This is a genomic window from Paraburkholderia sp. BCC1885 (genome assembly GCF_900996235.1).
Classification (GTDB): Bacteria; Pseudomonadota; Gammaproteobacteria; order Burkholderiales; family Burkholderiaceae; genus Paraburkholderia.
This window is the reverse complement of the sequence record NZ_CAAJGM010000066.1, coordinates 57,581-77,988: the sequence shown is the minus strand read 5'-3', so window position 1 is coordinate 77,988 and position 20,408 is coordinate 57,581. Positions and strand designations below refer to the sequence as shown.

Genomic DNA, 20,408 nt, shown 5'->3' with positions numbered 1-20,408 from the left:
GTATGGGCGCGATTGCGCTGTTAGAAAATCCGATCTAAAGTGAACGGGTTGTTAAAAATTGTGAACAATGACCATGGAATTGAATGATCTGTCGGCGTTCGTTTCCGTTGCCCGGGCGGGCGGGTTTCGCGACGCGGCGCGCATTGGCGGCGTGTCGGCTTCCAGCCTGAGCATTGCCGTGCGGCGTCTGGAGGCGAAGTTCGGCATGCGCCTGCTGAACCGCACTACGCGCAGCGTGGCGCCGACGGAGGCGGGGCTGCGTCTGCTCGAAAAGCTGGCGCCGCTCTTCAGCGAGATGGAAGCGGCGCTGGACGTCCTGAACGGATTCAGGGAGAAGCCGAGCGGCACGCTCAAGCTCAACGTGCCGTCGAGTGCCGCGCGGATCGTTTTGCCGCCCGTCATCGCGGGATTTCTGAAGGCGTATCCCGACATCCGCGTGGAGGTGGTGGTTGAGGATGGGTTTGTCGACGTGCTGTCGATCGGTTGCGACGCAGGCATCCGCTACGACGAGCGGCTCGAGCAGGACATGATCGCGATTCCCATTGGACCGCGCGTGCAGCGTTTCGCGACTGCCGCGGCGCCGGCCTACCTCGACGCGCACGGCAGGCCCACGCATCCGCGCGACCTGCTTGCGCATGCGTGCCTGCGCGGCCAGTTCGCTGGCGGCGCGAAGCCCACGTGGGATTTCGAGCGTGACGGCGAAGTGGTGCGACTCGATCCTTCAGGACCGCTGCTGGTGCGGCCGGGCGCGGCCATGGAACTCGCCATCAGCATGGCGGTGGCGGGCGTGGGGGCGGTCCACCTGTTCGAGGGCATGCTGCGCGCGCATCTGGACAGCGGCGCGCTGGAGCCGATCCTCGAGCCGTGGTGGCCACGTTTTTCGGGGCCGTTTCTGTACTATCCGGGCCGCCGCCATCTGCCCGCGCCGTTGCGGGCCTTCGTGGATTTTCTGAAGGCGGCGGACGTGTCGGAGTCACCCGGCCCCAATCTGCCGGGCGCGTAACCCCGCCTGGCTTAGGCGCTCTTGAGCTCGAAGATGCTGTCGATTTCGACGGGAATGCCCATCGGCAGCGTATGCACGCCGACGGCGCTGCGTGCCGGCAGTTTCTCGGGTCCGAACAGGGTCAGCATGAGGTCGCTGGCGCCGTCGGCAATCCGCGGATGCTGCGTAAACGACGGGTCGGCCCGTACATAGACGGTCAGGCGGCTACAGCGTTCAAGCCGGTTCAGCGCGCCCGCCTGGTCGATACAGGAGAGGATCATCAGCATGGTCAGCCGCGCGGCGTGATGCGCCTCGTCGAGCGCGAGGTCCTGGCCGACCATACCCACGATCGGCTTGCCGTTTTCGAAAGCGGCGAGTCCGGAGACGTAGAGCTGATTGCCGGAGATCGAAACCGTTTTATACGAGCCAAGCGGGTTGATGGGCGGCGGCAACTGGATGCCCAGTTGAATGAGGCGGTCGGATAGCAGCATGGTGCGTTTCCATTCGAAAGAGGGCGCGCGCGGGCGCACCTCCAGGTAAACGCTTGTGCGGGGGGTTTATTCCGCAGCGGGCTGCAATTTCTTGCTCCCAGGGAAACCCAGTCCCCATCCCGCAGTTTGATACCATTCACGCTTTTCAAGATGGGCTGAAATCAGCGTGAGTCGCCAATTCGTATCGTCCGTACTTGAGTCCTGCCGGAAATGGACTGGCCGGTTCGCACTGGTAATGGGGACCGCGCTTCAACTCCTGGTCGAGTTGATCCGCTTCGTCGGGCATCTTTTCAAGCCTTTGCTGACCACCGCGTTGTTTCATCTGCGCCATCCGACCCGGCGCGGGGTTCTGCTCACGCTGGCCACGCCGCCGGCGCTGATGCTGTTATATGTGATCGTGCTGATTCCATTCACGCCGAGCATTAGCGATATCCGCAAGGCGCGCGTCGATCAACCGGCGCAGGTTCTTTCCGCCGACGGCAAGGTGCTGGCCGAATTCAAACCGTCGAATCGCGAATGGGTAGCGCTGTCCGATATCTCGCCACATATGGTCGACGCGCTGATCTCGACGGAGGACCACCGGTTCTACGAACATCACGGCATCGACTGGCGGCGAACCGGTTCGGCGGCGTTGCACACGTTCGGCGGCGAGCGCCAGGGCGGCTCGACGATCACCCAGCAACTCGCACGCAATCTTTATCCCGACGACATTGGCCGCGCGCCCACCTTGACACGCAAGGTGAAGGAAGCCATCACCGCGCTGAAGATCGAAGCGGCGTACAGCAAGCCGCAGATTCTCGAAACATATCTGAACACGGTGCCGTTTCTCTACAACGCTTACGGCATCGAAATGGCCTCGCGGACTTACTTCGGCAAGTCGGCCGATCAACTGGACATTCTGGAAAGCGCCACGCTGACCGGCATGCTCAAGGGCAATAGCTACTACAACCCGGTGTTGAACCCCGAGCGCGCGCTGGAGCGGCGCAATACGGTGCTGGCGCAGATGGTCAAATACGGCCGCCTCTCGCCTGCCGCGTTCGAGACGCTCAGACGCAAACCATTGCGCGTCGATTTCGAGCGGCAGATCGAGCCGCCCGGTCCCGCGCCGCACTTCGCGCAGCAGCTGCGCAAATGGCTGATCTCGTGGGCCGACCGCAACGACTACAACATTTACTCAGACGGACTCATCGTCCATACGACGATCGATTCGCGCTTGCAATCGATGGCGACCGCGGCCGTCGCTTTGCAGGGCAATGCATTGCAATCGGTCGCCAATGGCGCGTGGAGCGCGCGGACCGGCTGCGCGCCGGGCAACGATCTGTTCAAGACCTTCATCCGCGAAACGCCGGACTATCGGGCCTTGCTGAGCGCGGGCCAAAGCGATGACGACGCGCTTCAGCATCTCAGCGCGGACCGCACGTTCGTGCGTAACCTGTGCCACGACAAATCGGAAGTGCAGGCTGGTTTTCTCGCCATCGATCCACGCAATGGGCAAATCAGGGCGTGGGTCGGCAGCCGCGATTTCACCGACGAGCCGTTCGATCACGTTCAGCAGTCGCGACGTCAGCCGGGCTCGACCTTCAAGCCGTTTGTCTACGGCGCCGCTTTTGCGGCGGGTGCCAAGCCGACCGATACCTTCATCGATCAACCCGTCGAAATTCCGCTGAAGGGCGGAGAAATATGGCGTCCTAACGATGATGTTCCGCCAAGCGGCAAACCGATGTCGCTGCGCGACGCGCTGGCGTATTCGCGCAACCGCATCACCGCGCAGTTGATGGAGCAGGTTGGGCCGAATAAAGTGGTGAGCGTCGCCCGCGCGACGGGCGTGCGCGATAGCACGCTCGAGCCGGTTCCCTCGCTGGCGCTGGGCACGAGCCCTGTCACGATCAAGGAGATGGTGTCGGCGTATGGCACGATCGCCAACGACGGCATGTATCTGGAACCGCGCATGGTCACCGCCATTGAGGATCGCAATGGCAAGGTGCTCGCCCAGTTTGAGCCCGCAGCGCCGGAACGTGCGTTGCCGGCTGCGGCGGACCGGACGTTGATCGATGTCATGCGTGACGTCGTCAATCGCGGTACGGGCGCGGCGATCCGTTCGCGCTTTGGCATTCGCGCGGACGTGGCCGGCAAGACCGGCACGACGCAGGACAACGCGGACGGCTGGTTCATCCTGATGCAGCCGCAACTGGTGGCGGGCGCGTGGGTCGGTTTCGATGACGGACGCGTCACGCTCGGCAGCAGTTATTGGGGCGAAGGGGCGCACACGGCGCTGCCGATCGTCGGCGACTTCTATCAGCGGGCTTTGCGGGCGCGGCTGATCGATTCGCGCGCGCGCTTCGATACGGACGTGCAGCCCGGTATGTTCGATCAGTTCCGCGACAAACTGCATGCCTGGATTGCTTATCTGTTTGGGGCGAAGCAGCCGGCGCAAACACCCGTTGCGCCGCTCCGTCGTGTGACGCCGAAGGCCGCGCCTATCGTGCCAGTTGCTCCGGCGGCATCGCAGACTTCGGCTGCTTCGGAAACGCTGACGCCGCGCGGCTTGCCGCCGCTGCTTGGCGCGCCGGGCGCGGGTGCTTCGGCGCCAGCGACGGCTTGGAGAGCAGGCGTGACGGCTGTGCCGCCACCGGCGGCAACGACGCCCCAGACGGCCGCGCCCAGTGAGCCAACTGGCGGCGCGACATCAGCCAATGGCGGCGGCTTGCCATCCGAAGAACCGGGCTCGCCGCCCACGCCGACGCCCGATGCGCCGGAAGCGGCGCCAGGCTCAGGCACGCAATCGCCGTGAGCGCGGACGCGAGTCTGCGCAGGTCCCGCTGCTATCATCAATCGAACTGCAAACGAACCCGCCTCGCCTGAGTGGATACACCGATGACCGCCCCGATTCACGATGATGCCATTGACCAGGGTGCCGGCCCGGACGGCGGCATATCTGCCGCTCGCCCCCGGCCGACGCTGGGGCAAATCTTCCTCGCGTTTTTTATGGTCGGGCTCACCGGTTTCGGTGGGGTGCTGCCGTGGGCGCGTCGCATGATCGTCGAACGTCGCGGCTGGATGACGGATCGTGAATTCGCCGAGATGCTGCCGCTCGCGCAACTTCTGCCCGGGCCAAACGTGTCGAACATCGCGACCATTCTCGGGCGGCAGTATCACGGTGCAATCGGCGCATTGACCGGCGTTTGCGGGCTGTACCTCGCGCCGACGGCGATCACGATCGGCGTCGGCTATGCCTATGCGCGCTGGGGCAGCGCGCCTGCGACGGCACATCTGTTAGCGGGCTTGATGCCGGTGGCGACCGGCCTTGTGATTGCGACGGTACTCAAACTGCTCGTGAGCCTGCCGCGCGATTTGCGTAATCTGCTGCTGGTGGTCGCCATGTTTATCGCCATCGGTTTGTTGAAATTGCCGCTTTTGCCCGTACTCGCGGTTCTCGGCCCGTTCGGCTCGTGGCTCATGTGGCGCGCCCTGCGTGCCGAAGCGCTGACACGGCGCAGCGAGGAGCAGCCGCGATGATGTCAAGGCTCGTTGATCTAGCCCTTCACAGCGCGCTGTGGTCGCTCCTTGCCGTTGGTGGCATCAATTCCACTCTGGCCGACATTCAGCGCTATGCGGTAGATACGCGTCATTGGCTCACTGCTCAGCAGTTCGTGACATTTTTCTCGGCTATGCAGGCGGCGCCGGGGCCGAACGGCATGGCAGTTTCGTTGATCGGATTTCAAACCGCGGGGCTCGCCGGCGCGCTGGTGGCGACGCTGGGCATGATCATTCCGTCCGCGACGTTGGCCTACTTTGTGAGCGCCTGGTTCGAACGGCATCACAGTTCGCTCGTCGTGATGGCGATTCGCCGCGGACTCGCACCGGCGACGGTGGGTCTGCTGGCTTGCGCCGCGTATGTGTTCGTGCGGGAAACCGACGTGAATGTCGGCCGGGCGGTGTTGACGCTTGTGACGGTGGGGGTTGCCTACCGGACCCGATTCAATCCGATCTGGCTGGTCGCAGCAGGGGTAGTGGTGGGGTTGGCCGGAATTGTCAGGTAGATGAAGCGCGGCATATGCGAGTGGTCGGGTTAAGAACCGCGGCTTGCATCTGCAAATAGTCTTTACTCAGGCCTACGAAGCAAATAAGTGTCCATAATCCACCCATGCGTGCGACGTGCCTCGGCCCTGACGCGTTCAATTTCATCCGCGACGTCGCGCAGCTTTCCTGAGATCAGAATCTCGTCAGGCGTTCCCACGTAGGCGCCCCAGTAGATGTCCAGATCCTCGTCGATTAGTTGCCGATAGGTATTTTTCGCATCGAGCATCACGACCACGCTGTCCACGTTTTCGGGGAAACCTTCGGCAAGCCCGCGGCCGTTGGTGATTTCGACCGAACGCCCGATCAGATTGAGCGGTACCCTATGGCGAGCCGTGAGCGCCTGAACACTCGTGATGCCCGGGATCACCTCATAGTCGAATCGATGCTGGCCGCTGTTTGCGATGGCTTCGATGATGCGGATGGTGCTGTCGTACAGCGACGGATCGCCCCAGACGAGAAACGCGCCGCATTCCCCCTCGCGCAATTCGCCGGCGATAAGGCCTTCGAATATGCGCTGCTTGTCGCGGTTCAGTTCATCGACGGCTGACGTATAGTCGCCTTCATCGCGCCTGCGTTCGGGGCTCTTTGCTTCGACGATCCGATAGCGCTGATGCGTGACGAAGCGCTCGATGATCTCCTTGCGCAGCGCGACGAGCTTCTCCTTCACGACACCTTTGTCCATGACGAAGAACACGTCCGCCTGATTGAGCGCGTTGATCGCCTGGACGGTCATGTAGTCGGGATTGCCCGCGCCAATTCCGATGATCAGAATTCGTTTCATCACGCCTGCTCCTGTTCAGGCATTGGCGCGCCCCGCTTGCGCGGCGGCGGCAATGCCTCGTGCCGCGAACTGGCGGCACATCATCTGCATAGAACTAAACCTGCACGACGTGGGGAATCTGCACGTCGGGATTCACGTCCGCTTCGTAATCGACGCCGTTGATTTCGAATCCGAACAGGCGCAAAAACTCTGTTTTGTAGCCGGTGAAATCGGTCAACGCATAGATGTTTTCGCTTGTGACCTGGTCCCAGAGTTGTTGCACCTGGGCCTGCACGGCGGGATCGAGTTCCTTGTAGTCCGCGCGCAAACGGCCTTCGTCATCGACGTGGGGCGCGTTTCCATAGAGGCTGTCCTTGTAAAGCCCGTAGACCTGCTCGATGCAGCCTTCGTGCGTACCCTGTTCTTTCATGACCTTGAACAACAGTGAAAGATACAGCGGCATCATGGGAATCGCGGAACTGGCTTGCGTGACGACTGCTTTCAACACGGAGACGCGCGCATCGCCGCCGGTGCGAGCCAGCTTCTCGCGAATGCCGAGCACCTTCTGGTCGAGGTCTTTCTTGGCCGCGCCGATGGAACCGTTCCAATAGATGTCGTGGGTGATTTTTTCGCCGAGATACGTAAACGCCGTGGTTTTTGCGCCGTCGGCGAGGACGTCGGCTTCAAGCAATGCATCGATCCACATTTGCCAGTCCTCGCCGCCCATTACCGCCACCGTGTTGTCGATTTCGGCTTGCGTTGCCGGCTCGAGAGCGGTTTCGCGGACGACTTCCTTGTCGGTATCGATGCCGCGCAGAGTCACGGCCTTGCCGATGGGCTTGAGCGTCGAGTTGAATACTTCGCCGGTCTTGGGGTGCGTGCGACGCGGCGAGGCGAGGCTGTACACAACCAGATCGACCTTGCCGAGATCGCGCTTGATGATCTCGATGGTCTGCTGCTTGACCGCGTCCGAGAACGCGTCGCCGTTGACGCTCTTCGCGTACAAGCCCTTGCCCGTGGCGAATTTTTCGAAGGCGGCGCTGTTGTACCAGCCTGCCGTCCCCGGCTTGGTGTCGCTGCCGGCACGCTCAAAAAAGACGCCGAGGGTATCGGCGCCACAGCCGAATGCCGCAGTGATGCGGGCAGCCAGACCGTAACCGGTCGATGCGCCGATCACTAGGACTTTCCGGGGACCGCCGGCAATCGGGCCGGCGGCCGTGACGTAGTCAATCTGTTCCCTGACGTTGGCTTCGCAGCCGGCGGGATGGGTAGTCACGCAAATGAAGCCGCGTACGCGCGGTTTAATGATCATGATGACCTCTGTGGGTGAGGTGTTGGGACTGTTGTTCGAGGGAGAAAAAGTGGAGGTATTGTAAAGGAGGCGGGGGGAGCGTTGGCGGATGAGACAATATACGATTCTATGCAGGGGTATGCATCCATTCGTCGGCCAATGGCTTTGGCGCTCATGTCGAATCGATCGAACGATTCTCTGCTGATCGACTTCAAGGCAGTGGGATGCGATTAACCGCGAGCGGACCCGGCTCATGTACGGTTTCTTCAGGCGCGCCGCTTTTCCACCCCACCGCCCCAAGCGCATACGCCACACAACGTCTTGCAAGAATATCCGTCGGATCGACCAGATGCACAACGCGCCCGCTGCCTGAGTAAATGCTCCCCTCAGGCAGCAGCAGCGGCAACTCTGTACACCCGAGCAGAATCACCTCAACGCCGCGCTCGCTCAGTTCATCGACAGCGGCCATGACGTCATCAACACATTCACCACTCGTGAATCCCGCCTTGGCCCCGCGATTGCCGTAGATCGCCTGCATCACGCGCGCTTGCTGTTCATCTCCCGGTACGACCTGCCTAAGTCCATGCGCTTCCAGCGCCTTTCGATAGACGCCGCTCCTGATCGTGCCCGTCGTCGCCAGCAGGCCTACTTCGCGCAGTTCGGGAAACGCGGCGCGCAGATAGTCAACGCTCACAGTCATCATGTTGATGATCGGCACATTCAGATACGGTTGAATCCGCTCGACGAACGCATGCGCGGTATTGCAGGGAATCGCGATGATGTCGACGTCACCCGCTTCGAGCTTCTTGCACGTCGCATACAGCGACACGGTCGGGTCCGCGCCGTTGCCCAGCAGATTTTCCGTGCGGTCCGGAATCTGTGGATTCTGTTCGATCAACAGTTTGATGTGATCCTGGTCGCGCGTAGCCGGCGTGCTGCGCACGACTTTCTGCATGAAGTCCGCCGTAGCCGCAGGGCCCACGCCGCCCACGACGCCAACCTTGAAAGCCCGCTCGCGCTTATCGTATTGCCCCGTTACTGCGTATTGCGCGTAGACAAGATTCGAATCGACGACCGGCACGCGAAGCGGCCCGATCCGATCGAGCACGAGTCCGATTTCCGTCACGCCTGAGACGATTACTTGAGCGCCCTGCGCGATCAGATCGAGGCATGCGGCGCGCAACAGTTCCGCGGATCCACCGTCCAGCCGGCCGCTCTTGATACCGGCTGCGCCATACACAGCCTCGGTGACAGGATCGATGTCGCCGAATGCGTCCCGACGTGGATGCAGCACTTCGAATTCCGGCGCGCCGAAATACCCTTCGAACAGCCGCTGATCGCGCACATAGTCCGAGGTCAAGACACCGACGCGGCGCACAGCGGGAAAACTGCGCACCACATGCGCACGCAGTGCCGCGACCATATCGACGATCTGCACCGAAACGTTTTCCTGCAATTCCCGGATGAACGTATGGCTTAAAAAGCACGGCAGCAGAATGTCCGTGACGCCGCGACCTTCGAAATCGCGAATCATGTCGAAGATATAGAGCTTGCGCTCCGTCGTCGCCTCGCGTGACGCACTCGCGTGGCGAAACGGATGCTGTTCGAACACAACGTCGAAATGCTCGGCGTCCGTGCGCGCAAGGCTGGCCTGAATCAGCTTGAACAGCACGTCCGCACCGGCGAGCGGCCCAATGCCGCCGATCACACCGAACACGCGCTTGCCTGGCTGCTTCGTTGCTGTCATTGCGCTTCGCTCTGAAGTTGCTCGAATTCCGCTGTAGCAGCGGCGCTGATGTCGTTACGGCGCGTTTCCCATTTCGCAATCACGGCGGTCGCCACGCTATTGCCAATCACGTTGGTCATTGTGCGCCCCATATCGAGGATCTGGTCGATGGCGAGCACCATCACCACGCCTTCCGTGGGCAAATGGAACAGCGGCGCCACGGCGGCGACCACCACGACCGAGCCGCGCGGCACGCTGGCCATGCCTTTGCTGCTCAACATCAGCACCAGTAGCATGAAAATCTGCTGCGACAACGGCATGTCGATGCCGAACGCCTGAGCGATGAAGATGGCCGCAAACGACTGATACATCATCGAGCCGTCCAGATTGAACACATAGCCGAGCGGCAGCGTGAACCCCACCACCTTCTTGTCGACGCCGAACTTCTCGAGTTGCTCGGTCAGGCGCGGATAAGCCGCTTCGCTGCTGGCGGTCGAAAATGCCAGCATGGCCGGTTCGCGCACCGCCTTCAGCAGCGCGCCGACCTGCTTGCCGAGAAACAGATAGCCGACGCCGATGAGCGCCGCCCACAGCAGCACCAATCCCAGGTAAAACGAACCAATCAATTTGCCGTAGGTGAGCAGGACATCCAGACCGCGCAACGTGACTGCCGAAGCAATCGCACCGAATACGCCGAGCGGCGCCGCACGCATCACGTAGTCGGTCAGGCGCAGCATCACGGGCACCATGCCGTCGATGGCCTGCACCACCACTTTGACGCGTGCATCGCGTTTCAGCGCGCCGAGCCCGAGGCCAAAAAACAGCGAAAACACGAGGATCTGCAAGATGTCGTTGCGCGTCATCGCGTCGAGCAGGCTGGTCGGAAACGCATGCGTGACGATGTCCCTGAAATTCAACCCGGCCGTATTGAGGCCGGTATTCACATCGCCGCCGCTCGCGACCATGTGCAATCCGGCGCCGGGTTGCAAGGCGTTGGCAAGCACGAGCCCCAAGGCGAGCGATACCAGCGATGCGCAGACAAACCAACCCACTGTGCGCACGTCGATGCGTCCGACGTCCTGGCCGCTGTCCATACTCGTCAGACCCGACACGAGCGTGGCGAACACGAGCGGCGCGATGATCATTTTGATGAGTCGCAGGAAAATATCGGTAAGGATAGCGAAATAACCGGCCATGGTTTTGGCGGCTGCGGTATCCGGCGCATTCGCGTGACACACGTACCCGGCTGCGACGCCGAGCATCATGCCCACGGCTATATAAAACGTGAGGCGATTCTTCATGTCAGTCCTTTTCTTTGCCGACCCCTGCGGGCGTCTTAAAGCGCATCGGACACGTCTTTCGCGAAAGGAAAGACGTGCGTGTGCATCGCCTCTTCGCGGGCGTGAAGCGCCTCGTGGAGAAGACTTGACTGGATACTAAAGACGAAAAAAATGAACGCGATGCGGCCTTGACATCGCGCTATGCGGCAGCCGCATAGATTGCTGCGGGGAAGATTCGAGACGTGTTACGCGTCGACGCGGGACTCCAGATATTCCCAAAGGTCCTTGAGCAGCTGCATGTCGTTGTTTCGATCGCGATAGAGCCGCAGTTGCAGATCCATCTGCCAGGTGCGGTCACCGGCGGCGACGAGCGTGCCGTTGCCGAGTTCTGCTTCGATCAGGCTCCTAGGCAACCACGCGATGCCCTCGCCGTTGAGCGCGAGTTTCTTGAGCACGTCGGCCATGTCGGACTCGAAGTGCGGAATCAAAGCGGGATTCTTGCTGGCGCGATGCAGCAACAGATGAAGACAGCGGGCAAAGTAGGTCGTGGCGCTGTAGCCGATCAGCGGCAGCGGGCGGCCGGGCGTGCCGGGCAATCTGAATAACGGCGTGGAGTGCCGGCTCGGTGCGCAGACGGGAAGGAAGACGTCATGGCCCACGGTCAGGTGTGGATAACGGGTGGCGTCGAGATGCAGGGGTAAGTCGGGATGCTCGTAGGCGAGCATCAGTTCGCAGTTGCCGTTGACCAGCATCAGGATTGAATCGTGCACATTGGTGGGCACGATGCGCACCCGTAGCCCGCTAAAGCGGCTTTGCAGCGACCGCAGCCAGTCGGGCACGAATCCCACCGAGAGCGCGTGACCGGCGGCGATCTGCAGCCCCGTCCCCGGCATGCGCTGCTCGCTGCGAATGATGGCGCGCGTGTCGAACAGCTTGCCGAGAATGTCTTCCGCCGCTTCCCGAAACAGCCGGCCGGCGGGCGTGAGCGTCGGTGGATATGTGCTGCGGTCGATCAACTCGGCGCCGATCCATTGTTCGAGCGCCTGAATGCGTCGGCTCAGGCCCGACTGGGTGACGTTACGCAGTTCCGCCGCGCGCGAAAAGCTCTGATGCTGCGCGAGCGCGATGAAATCTTCGATCCACTTGACTTCCACGTTAGCTCCCAGACGTAAGCATGTGAACCGGCCAGCCCGGCTGGCGCACCAGGCGGATTGATTCTATCGTCGCCAGTTTTGATCGCCAACCGGAGATAGGGCGTGGTGTGGCGCTGGGTAGTATCGGGGCAGCGTGCGGTATTAACGCCCGCCGGCGGTCACGTCATTCGTCAATCAGGGAGTGCTGTATTTTCCGCGGAGCAATGCAATTCTTCTTGTAAATACGATCTCTCAGTATCGAGGATATTCGTGAAGAATCCGCCGTTCATATCTGTGCGGTAAGTAGCATTCGTGTGGCAATCAACCAACACGGATCGAAAAAACAATTATATAGAACGCGTCAGATCGCCCGTCAGCCTTGCAGGGTCTGCGAAATCATCATTTCAATTTATTGAAAATTAGAATTTCAATATGGGTCGATTTTTGAACATCAAACCATCAGATATATTTGCGCCGCAGTGGTCAGAAGCGGTTTGCAATCAACGCGTGTGATCGCCGCATTATTGATTCGAAAATCGGGCTTCAGATTAACTGGAAGATTCGGTTTGCGAGTGATTTCGCAGGATAGTCGATCGGGACCAGTATCTTTAATTGGATAAATTTTCATGAAAAAAACCATTCTTGCACTCGCATCACTCGCAGCCATGACGTCGGTCGCTCATGCGCAAAGCAGCGTCACGCTGTACGGCGCGCTGGACACGAGCATTGCCTATTTCGGCAATCAGCAGGGCGCGAACCGTTCGGGCGGCACATTCGAAATGGCTGCCGGCAATCTGTCGCCGAATCTGTGGGGGTTGAAGGGCACGGAGGATCTGGGCGGCGGCTTCTCGGCTATCTTCAAGCTGGAAAGCGGTTTTAACATCGACAACGGCCGCCTCGGGCAGGGCCAACGCATGTTCGGCCGCACGGCGATGGTCGGCTTGTCGGGCGACAGCACGGGCACGCTCACGCTTGGCCGTCAGTACGATCCGCTGATCGACCTGATCCAGCCGCTGACGAACGACGACACTTTCGGCCCCACCTTCGCCACACCCGGCGACATGGATAACTACGACAATAGCTACCGGACCAACAACTCGATCAAATACACCACGCCGAATTACGCGGGCCTGCAGGCATCGGCGATGTATGCGTTCGGAGGCGTGCCGGGCAGCACGGCGAGCGGTCAAACCTACGCCGCGGCGCTTGCGTATAACCACGGCCCGTTCGGCTTCGCCGCCGGCTATTTTCACGCGAACAGCGACCATGGCACCGCTGCGTCGTTCGACGGACTGAACCCGGATGCAGCGAGCTTTGCTGTCGATTCGGAGGCCATTACCGGCGGCTTCGTCTCGGCGAACTCGATGCAGATCATTCGCGCGGCGGGCGACTACGTGTTCCGCAATTTCACGTTCGGCGTGTCGTATAGCAATGTGCAGTACAACAACTATGCGACGTCGTTCGGCGACCAGAACAACACGAAATTCAATACCGGCCAGGCGTACGTGAACTACCAGCTCACGCCGGCTACGATTATCGGCGCGGGCTACGACTACACGAAGGGCAACGGTAATAACGTCACGGTCTCGTATAACCAGTTCAGCTTCGGCGCGGACTACTTCCTGTCGAAGCACACGGACATCTACGTGCTGGCGGGTTATCAAAAGGCCTCGGGCAATACAATCAGCGCGACGTCGGGCGACGTGGTCGCGGCGGTCGCGTCGATGGGCGACTTCGGCAACGATGCGTCGACCAATAAGCAGGCCATGGGCATGGTCGGTATCCGGCACAAATTTTAAGCCGGAGACGACGCGACACGTAGATAGGATGTCTAAACAAAAAATCCCGCCTGTCTTTTTTCAGGCGGGATTTTTGTTGGAGCGGGCGGGTGCTGGCCGCGCGGGCCAGCGCCAGAGGTGCGGCTCAATTTAAAGCCTCTTGCAGGCTAAGGCCGCTCCCCGCGCGCCAGCCGTCCTTCGATGTCGCGCACCACCGGCATCAGGTCCGCGACGCTGTCGACCACGTAATGCGCGCCCGCTGCAGTCAGTTTGCGCGCCGCCGCAGCGCGTAGCCGTGCGAACTCGTTGGCCGGCAGGGCTTTGACATCGGCCTCGGCCATCCCGAACGCATTACCGCTCACGGCCACGCCAACGGCCCACGTGCCGCCGTTGATGCCTTCTTCGATGCCGACTTCGGTGTCGTCGACCTTGATCGCATTCCTCGCGAGCCACACGCCGAGTTGCGGCAACGTCTTGTAGATCATGTACGGCGAAGGACGTCCCTCGGGTGTGTCGCCCGTGCACACCAGGCTGTCCGGCGAGAATCCCTGTGCGGCGGCGCCCGGCGTGATTTCCGCCATGATCTCGCGCGTGTAGCCGGTCGTCGTGCCGATGCGGATATCCTCGGAACGCAACGCCGTCGCCACGTCAGCGACGCCCGCAATCACCTGGCTATAGCTCGCGGCCACCTTGATGTTCTTCGGCACGAACACTTCGTAGATCGCGTCGATGTCCTGCTCGCTGGGCGCGCGTCCGTATTTGGCCTGCCATGCCTCTGCGACGCGCGGCAGCGCCATCAGCGCCGCGATATGCGGACGCTTGGCCATGCCCATCGGTCCGCGAGCTTCGTCGATGGTGATTGGCACACCGAACTGTTCGAAGGTCTCGACAAACGCGCCCATCGGTGCAAGCGAACCGTAGTCGACCACGGTGCCTGCCCAATCGAAAATCACTGCTTTTACGTGTTTCATGGCCATCACATCCTGAGGATCAAACTGGTTGCGCCAACAACTGACGTTCTTCAAGCGCGGCGTCGGGTGGCGCGGCGTGTTCCACACCCATCGTGCGCAGAGCCTGCTCGCACGCTACGATCACGCCTCGCATGACGTCCGCATCCACCTGGCCGATGCAACCCACGCGGAAGCTATCCACCACGGTCAGCTTGCCCGGATAAATGATGAAGCCCTGCTGTTTCATCAAATCGTAGAAGCGCTCGAAGCGAAACGCGGAATGGGCGGGCGCAAAGAACGTGACGATGATCGGCGAGCGCCAGTGCGCATCCAGCAGCGGCTCGAAGCCCAGCTTCTGCATGCCGGCGACCAGCACGTCGCGGTTGTTCGCATAGCGGGCCAGCCGGCCCTTTTGTCCGCCTTCCAGCGCGTGCAGCCGCAGCGCCTCCATAAAGGCTGCGACGGTATGCGTCGGCGGCGTGAAGCGCCATTGCCCGGTGCGGTTCATCACGTCCCATTGGTCGTGGACGTCGAGGCTGAGTGAATGGCTGCGACCCTTGGCTTCGCGCAACGCGCTCTTGCGGGCAATCACAAAGCCAAAACCCGGCACGCCTTCAATGCACTTGTTCGCCGAAGAGACAAATGCTTCGCACTGCAGATAACGAACATCGAGCGGCACTGCGCCAAACGCACTCATGGAGTCGATCAGCAGTTTGCGCCCTCGTTTCGCGGTGACCGCGGCGATCTCTTCGATGGGATTGAGAATCCCCGAACTGGTTTCGCAATGCACGGCGACCACATGTGTGATGCTTGGGTCCGCGTCGAGCATGCGCTCCACTTCGTGACCGCGCGGCGGCAGATAGTCGCCTTTGTCGAGAACCGTATGGCGGCGGCCGAGATAGCCCAGTGTGGTCGCGATGCGCTTGCCGTAGGCGCCGTTGGCCAGCACCAGGGCATGTCCGTCGCGCGGCACGAGGCTGCCGAGCATGGCCTCGACGCAGTAGCTTCCACTGCCTTGCAGCGGCACGCAATCGTAGTCGCCCGCGGTGTCGCCGGCGATCTCCAGCAGGCTGCGGCGCAGTTGCGCCGTCATCGCGCGAAATTCGCCGTCCCACGAACCCCAGTCGCGCAGCATCGCCTGCTTGGTCGAAAACGCCGTGGTGAGAGGCCCCGGCGTCAAAAGATACGGCTCGCCTTTCGCCGGCGGAGCGCACGAGGCCACGGTTGCCATGCCTGCAACTGCTGCGGTGTCCATGCTTGCACGTCCCATGAAGGTCTCAGTGCCTGCCACAGTACAGAAATTGGGTGCATCGGTAAAATCGATATAATCGATGTCGGTATCACTTAAACTTATCGATACAGCGAGGCGCACATGCAATACGCGCAATTGCGGGCGTTTCACGCGGTCGCGGAACACGGTGGCTTTTCGAGGGCGGCACAGGCGTTGTCGCTGACACAGCCGGCCATTTCGGACCACGTGCGGCGGCTGGAACAGGATTTTGGCGTCAAACTGTTTGACCGCGGACCGCGCGGCGTCGAGCCGACCGAACTCGGGCGGCGCCTTTTCAGCGTGACGCGGCAGATGCTCAGTTGCGAGCGCGACGCCCGCCAACTCCTCGATTCGGCAAGCGGTCTTGCGTCGGGCACGCTGTCGCTCGCGGCGGACGCGCCTGACCTCGCGGTCAAGCTGATCGGCGCGTTTCGCCGGCAGCATCCCGGCATCGTGGTCACGCTGTCCATCGCGAATGCGGCCGAGTGCATGCAGCGCGTGCTGTCGAGCGCGGTTGACGTTGCCATCACCGCCGCGCCGCAAGTTCACAGCCGGCTCGAAGCGCGCGTGCTGCGGCGCGATCCGCTGGTCGCGATGGTGCCCGCCACGAGTCTGATCGCCAAAAAGCGCAAGCTGACTTATGCGGAGCTTGTGCGGCAACCGGTCATCTTTCGGGAGGCGCAATCGGTGACGCAACAGTTGCTCGAAATGGAACTGGTGCGGCTATCGTTGCAGGTCGAGCCGGTGCTGTATGTGGACGGACGCGAGGCGCTCGAAGAGGCGATTGCGCAAGGCATGGGCGTCGGCGTGATTGCGTCGGCGGAATTCAACGAGTCGCGCCGCATCAAAATGATTCCACTGCAGGACTGCCAGGTTGAAATGATCGAATCGTTGACGCGTCTCGCGGAGCGGCCGGCGTCGAATCTGCTCAACGCATTGTTCGCGATCGAACTCGCTTAGCGGCCGGTAAAACTTCGCGTTTCGCCGAGAGCGTATGTGGTCAGCCCGTCGCGCCGGCATTTGACAATCTTTTGCAGCTTCCCCATTTGTTAGATGCTATTGTTTTCGAGGGTGGCGAGCGGCCATTCGTTTCGACATTCAACACATACGGTGATAGTCATGGGAATTCTGGATACAGTAGGTGAAATTGCGGGCGCGGTTGCAGCAGTGGAAGCAGCCGAAAAAGTCGACCCGGATGCTGGGCTGCTGACGAAAGGCATCGCTGCAGTCGCCGGGTTTAAAGGGGCGGGCGCGCTGGAATCGCTAGTCGAGAAGAAAGAGGACGAAAGCAGTGAGCAGGCGTCTGATACGGACAACGCGGCGCCTCAGGCCTAAGTTCGGGTTGTTTGAGGACCAGCCGCTCGAGTGGCTAACGCGACTTAAGGGATTTAGGTGACTTAAGCGATTTAAGCGACTTAAAAGATTCAGGCGGCTGGTCCGATATCGTTTCACCACACCGTTTCATCACACCGTTTCACACGTAGATAAAGCCGCTAAGTTGCCCCGTTTGTCCGGCCCATGGCGGCCGTCGTGCCTCTTCATTTCATTCCGTCAGGTTCGCCGTACAGCAGTTTCATTGCTGCGATGATCGAGCCTGAGCGTCAACCTGCTTTAGACTAATGGCCGAAGGTTTGCATTGATCCGCGCGCGGCGTCATGTGACCTTGATGCGGATTCCACCCGCCACATCCCGCTCAGACACGGGTTGCGATACACCGCGCCTATTGCACACATGCAGTTGGAGGTTTCATGCCCATTCTCGGCTTCGCTCATTACAACATTCGCGCGAGTCGTCCGATGCTCGATACTTTGCGTGATTTTTATATCGAAGTGGTCGGCCTGGAATCCGGCCCACGGCCGCCGTTTGCGAGTTTCGGTTACTGGCTGTACATCGGCGGACGTGACGTGCTTCATCTTAGCGAGGCGCGGCCGGACGAAGTGCGGCCCCCTCAGGTGGTCAATACCTTCGACCATGCCGCATTCGCCTGCAGCAATCTAAGCGCGTTCGAAGCGCGTTTGAAGGAAGGGAAGATTCGCTATTGGCGCGACGTCGTACCGGTGACCGGCCAGCATCAATTGTTCTTTTCGGATCCTGCGGGCAATGGCGTGGAATTGAATTTCGCCGAGAAGGATCTTTAAGGCGAGGCCGTTTTGAGTTTTCACGTGGCAGGCGCAATTTCACAGTCAGGCAACGAGGTCATCATGGAAGACGCTTTGGAAGACGAGTGGCAGTTCCAGATCAGGCTCACCGTTTCCGCTGAGCTTGCGGCGCGTTTGCGCGGCGATCCTTCGTGCGGGACGGACACGGCGCTGAGCGAGGTTTTGCGCAAACACAATGCGTCTTTGAAATGCCAGTTCGATGCATTCGCGGATTACGTCAGTGAGGCCGAGCGACGCGGGCCCGAAGATTATCCGCTGTATCAGTGGACTAAAGAGACCATCGCGAAGCCGGAGAAGAAGGCGCGTTATCTGCGGTCATTCACGCTGTATGTGAATGACGACGAGGTTTACGGCAAAACGATTGCGGATTCGCTGCAAGCGGATCTCACGGCGCTGGTCGGCGCAGGCGGAATTGAGAACGTGGTCAGATTCGATACCAATCCGGCCAACAGTCCACAGCCGCCGGCGCGGTAGGGCGTCCTTAAAAGACGCTTTTGCATGGACGAATGGCAGCTCGATTATGTTATGTTATAACATAACTAAGAAGGCGGGCGGCGCCAACCGCGACGTCCGCGTAAGCCATTCGTCAAATTCAATCTGGAACCGCGTCCATCATGCAAAAGCTCCCCGTTACCGTCCTGTCCGGCTTTCTCGGCGCGGGCAAAACCACCCTGCTGAACCACGTCCTGAATAATCGCGAAGGCAAGCGGGTGGCCGTGATCGTGAACGACATGTCGGAAGTCAACATCGACGCTCAACTGATCCGCGACGGCGGCAGCCAGCTTTCGCATATCGATGAGAAGCTGGTCGAAATGAGCAACGGCTGCATCTGCTGCACGCTGCGCGAGGATCTGCTGATCGAAATTCAGCGTCTCGCTCGCGAAAAGCGTTTCGACTATCTGTTGATCGAATCCACAGGTATTTCGGAGCCGTTGCCGGTTGCCGAGACCTTTACTTTCCGCGACGAGGCTGGCCAGAGTCTGTCGGATATCGCGCGCCTCGATACCATGGTGACCGTGGTCGACGCCTATAACTTCGTGCGCGATTACGGCTCGCACGATTTCCTCGCCGAGCGCGGCGAGACGATGGGCGAGGATGACCGTCGCACCGTCGTCGACCTGCTGACCGAGCAGATCGAGTTTTGCGACGTAATCGTCCTCAACAAGACGGACCTCGTAAGCGCGAACGAACTGGAGTTGCTCAAAGGCGTGCTGCGTGTGCTCAACGCCCGCGCGAAGATCGTGGAAAGCCGCTTTGGCCAGGTGCCGACCGCGCAGATTCTCGATACGGGCCTGTTCGATTTCGAGGCGGCGTCGCAGGCGCCGGGATGGCTCAAGGAAATGCGCGGCGAGCATATTCCCGAAAGCGAGCAGTACGGCATTACGAGTTTCGTCTACCGGTCGCGCCGGCCGTTTCATCCGCAGCGCTTTTTCGACTGGATCCAGCGTGAGTGGCCGGGTGTGGTGCGTTCGAAGGGCTACTTCTGGCTGGCTTCGCGCAATCACGCGGTAGGCGAATGGTCGCAAGCGGGGGCGATTTCGCGCCACGGCCGCGCGGGGACGTGGTGGGCGGCCGTGCCCAAACACGCGTGGCCGCAGGAGGCCGCCGCCCAGGCGATGATCCGCAGCCGCTGGGACGAGCGTTTCGGCGATCGTCAGCAGGAACTGGTTCTGATCGGCACCGGTATGAACGAGGCGGCCTTGAGAGCATCGTTCGACGCCTGCCTGCTGAACGACGATGAACTCGACCGTCCGGAAACCGAGTGGCGCAAGTTTGCCGATCCGTTTCCCGAGTGGTCGCACTGAAGACAGACGCGTAATCGGCGCGGCGGCTTGAGGCACACTGCTGATCGTGTGTCCTTTCCCCTTTGAAGCTGCCGAGCCGATGACCGCACCGTTCCCCCACCTTCACCTGCCGGCGACCGCTCGCCTCAGGCTGCGCCCGCTGCAAGCGTCGGATGCGCAGCGGATCTTCGAAATCTGGTCCGATCCCGAAGTCATGCGTTTCTACGACGTGGCGCCGCTGACCCGCATCGGCCAGGCCGAGGATGTGGTGGCGAGGCTCATGCAGGATACGGCGGAACGCTCGGGCGTCCGCTGGGCAATCGTCTCCGCGAGCGAGGGGCGTCTGCTTGGCACCTGCGGTTTCAGGCTTAATTTCGCCTTCAGATCGGCCAGTCTCGGCTTCGAACTGGAGCGCCGCTTCTGGCGCCAGGGGTTGATGCGCGAGGCGCTCGACGCCGCCATCACCTATGCCTACGATCGCCTCGGCATGAATCGCCTGCAGGCCACTACCGACCTGCATAACCACGCATCGACGGCATTGCTGGCGAGTCTGGGATTCGTCGAAGAAGGCGTGATGCGGCAATGGGGCTACTGGAAGGGCGCGTTTCACGACGTGCGGCTTCTGTCGCTGATCAGATCAGACCGCCAGCCGGGCGCGGCACGCCAGATGAACCAGCCGCGCCAGCCGCCAGCCGGGCGATCCGGCTCGAACGCCGGCTGACAA

19 protein-coding genes are annotated in these 20,408 nt (G+C 61.1%); 11 read left to right on the top strand and 8 right to left on the bottom strand.

The annotated features are described in order from the left end of the window. Nucleotides 1-73: 73 nt before the first annotated feature. On the top strand, nucleotides 74-1,003 hold the full coding sequence (locus FQ755_RS05490; protein ID WP_144151788.1) for a LysR family transcriptional regulator: 930 nt from the start codon (nucleotides 74-76) through the stop codon (nucleotides 1,001-1,003). An 11-nt stretch (nucleotides 1,004-1,014) separates the two neighbouring features. Here FQ755_RS05490 and FQ755_RS05485 read toward each other — a convergent pair whose 3' ends face one another. Continuing rightward, nucleotides 1,015-1,473, bottom strand: coding sequence for a RidA family protein (locus tag FQ755_RS05485; protein ID WP_144151785.1), 459 nt, complete (start codon nucleotides 1,471-1,473; stop codon nucleotides 1,015-1,017). Nucleotides 1,474-1,639: 166 nt separating this feature from the next. Here FQ755_RS05485 and FQ755_RS05480 point away from each other — a divergent pair, with 166 nt between their 5' ends. The 3 genes from FQ755_RS05480 to FQ755_RS05470 all read left to right on the top strand — a co-directional run bounded on the left by FQ755_RS05480 (nucleotide 1,640) and on the right by FQ755_RS05470 (nucleotide 5,513). Continuing rightward, nucleotides 1,640-4,264 carry a transglycosylase domain-containing protein gene (locus FQ755_RS05480; RefSeq protein ID WP_409937142.1) on the top strand — a complete coding sequence of 875 codons (2,625 nt, stop codon included), beginning with the start codon at nucleotides 1,640-1,642 and terminating at the stop codon, nucleotides 4,262-4,264. An 83-nt stretch (nucleotides 4,265-4,347) separates the two neighbouring features. Further along, nucleotides 4,348-4,989, top strand: coding sequence for a chromate transporter (locus FQ755_RS05475; RefSeq protein ID WP_144151779.1), 642 nt, complete (start codon nucleotides 4,348-4,350; stop codon nucleotides 4,987-4,989). Then, entirely contained in the window at nucleotides 4,986-5,513 is a 528-nt protein-coding gene (locus tag FQ755_RS05470; RefSeq protein ID WP_144151776.1) for a chromate transporter, read from the top strand. The genes FQ755_RS05475 and FQ755_RS05470 overlap by 4 nt, the downstream gene beginning before the upstream one ends. A gap of 62 nt (nucleotides 5,514-5,575) precedes the next feature. On the opposite strand, the gene cobF is transcribed toward FQ755_RS05470, so the two are convergent. The 5 genes from cobF to FQ755_RS05445 all read right to left on the bottom strand — a co-directional run bounded on the left by cobF (nucleotide 5,576) and on the right by FQ755_RS05445 (nucleotide 11,764). Then, nucleotides 5,576-6,334 carry a precorrin-6A synthase (deacetylating) gene (cobF, locus tag FQ755_RS05465; RefSeq protein ID WP_144151774.1) on the bottom strand — a complete coding sequence of 253 codons (759 nt, stop codon included), beginning with the start codon at nucleotides 6,332-6,334 and terminating at the stop codon, nucleotides 5,576-5,578. Between the two features lie 94 nt (nucleotides 6,335-6,428). Beyond that, the gene (gene fabV / locus FQ755_RS05460) at nucleotides 6,429-7,625 is read right to left on the bottom strand and encodes an enoyl-ACP reductase FabV (RefSeq protein WP_144152090.1); all 1,197 of its coding nucleotides are present in this window, start codon (nucleotides 7,623-7,625) and stop codon (nucleotides 6,429-6,431) included. A gap of 190 nt (nucleotides 7,626-7,815) precedes the next feature. Further along, on the bottom strand, nucleotides 7,816-9,351 hold the full coding sequence (locus FQ755_RS05455; protein WP_144151770.1) for an aspartate/glutamate racemase family protein: 1,536 nt from the start codon (nucleotides 9,349-9,351) through the stop codon (nucleotides 7,816-7,818). Then, a complete protein-coding gene (locus FQ755_RS05450; protein WP_144151767.1) occupies nucleotides 9,348-10,631 on the bottom strand; it encodes a dicarboxylate/amino acid:cation symporter in 1,284 nt (427 codons plus the stop codon). Before FQ755_RS05450 ends, FQ755_RS05455 begins: the two co-directional genes overlap by 4 nt. A gap of 224 nt (nucleotides 10,632-10,855) precedes the next feature. Next, nucleotides 10,856-11,764 carry a LysR substrate-binding domain-containing protein gene (locus tag FQ755_RS05445; RefSeq protein WP_144151764.1) on the bottom strand — a complete coding sequence of 303 codons (909 nt, stop codon included), beginning with the start codon at nucleotides 11,762-11,764 and terminating at the stop codon, nucleotides 10,856-10,858. 605 nt (nucleotides 11,765-12,369) lie between these two features. Between FQ755_RS05445 and FQ755_RS05440 the strand changes: the two genes are divergently transcribed. Further along, complete coding sequence (locus FQ755_RS05440; protein ID WP_144151761.1) at nucleotides 12,370-13,542, top strand: porin; 1,173 nt, start codon at nucleotides 12,370-12,372, stop codon at nucleotides 13,540-13,542. 146 nt (nucleotides 13,543-13,688) lie between these two features. Here the strand turns inward: FQ755_RS05440 and phnX are convergent, their stop codons facing one another. Further along, complete coding sequence (gene phnX / locus FQ755_RS05435) at nucleotides 13,689-14,492, bottom strand: phosphonoacetaldehyde hydrolase (protein WP_144151758.1); 804 nt, start codon at nucleotides 14,490-14,492, stop codon at nucleotides 13,689-13,691. A 19-nt stretch (nucleotides 14,493-14,511) separates the two neighbouring features. Continuing rightward, nucleotides 14,512-15,726 (bottom strand): 2-aminoethylphosphonate--pyruvate transaminase, encoded by a 1,215-nt coding sequence (locus FQ755_RS05430; RefSeq protein ID WP_222105713.1) that lies wholly within the window; start codon nucleotides 15,724-15,726, stop codon nucleotides 14,512-14,514. Between the two features lie 117 nt (nucleotides 15,727-15,843). Here FQ755_RS05430 and FQ755_RS05425 point away from each other — a divergent pair, with 117 nt between their 5' ends. The 6 genes from FQ755_RS05425 (at nucleotide 15,844) to FQ755_RS05400 (ending at nucleotide 20,405) form a co-directional block, all read left to right on the top strand. Next, nucleotides 15,844-16,701 (top strand): LysR substrate-binding domain-containing protein, encoded by an 858-nt coding sequence (locus tag FQ755_RS05425; protein WP_144151752.1) that lies wholly within the window; start codon nucleotides 15,844-15,846, stop codon nucleotides 16,699-16,701. Between the two features lie 159 nt (nucleotides 16,702-16,860). After that, nucleotides 16,861-17,076 carry a hypothetical protein gene (locus tag FQ755_RS05420; RefSeq protein ID WP_144151749.1) on the top strand — a complete coding sequence of 72 codons (216 nt, stop codon included), beginning with the start codon at nucleotides 16,861-16,863 and terminating at the stop codon, nucleotides 17,074-17,076. 413 nt (nucleotides 17,077-17,489) lie between these two features. Further along, complete coding sequence (locus tag FQ755_RS05415; RefSeq protein ID WP_144151746.1) at nucleotides 17,490-17,879, top strand: VOC family protein; 390 nt, start codon at nucleotides 17,490-17,492, stop codon at nucleotides 17,877-17,879. Nucleotides 17,880-17,954: 75 nt separating this feature from the next. Next, the gene (locus tag FQ755_RS05410; protein WP_144152087.1) at nucleotides 17,955-18,374 is read left to right on the top strand and encodes a hypothetical protein; all 420 of its coding nucleotides are present in this window, start codon (nucleotides 17,955-17,957) and stop codon (nucleotides 18,372-18,374) included. Nucleotides 18,375-18,514: 140 nt separating this feature from the next. Further along, nucleotides 18,515-19,705: a zinc metallochaperone GTPase ZigA gene (gene zigA, locus FQ755_RS05405; protein WP_144151743.1), complete on the top strand. Its 1,191-nt coding sequence runs from the start codon at nucleotides 18,515-18,517 to the stop codon at nucleotides 19,703-19,705. Nucleotides 19,706-19,784: 79 nt separating this feature from the next. Further along, nucleotides 19,785-20,405, top strand: coding sequence for a GNAT family N-acetyltransferase (locus FQ755_RS05400; protein ID WP_144151740.1), 621 nt, complete (start codon nucleotides 19,785-19,787; stop codon nucleotides 20,403-20,405). The last annotated feature ends 3 nt before the right edge of the window (nucleotides 20,406-20,408 follow it).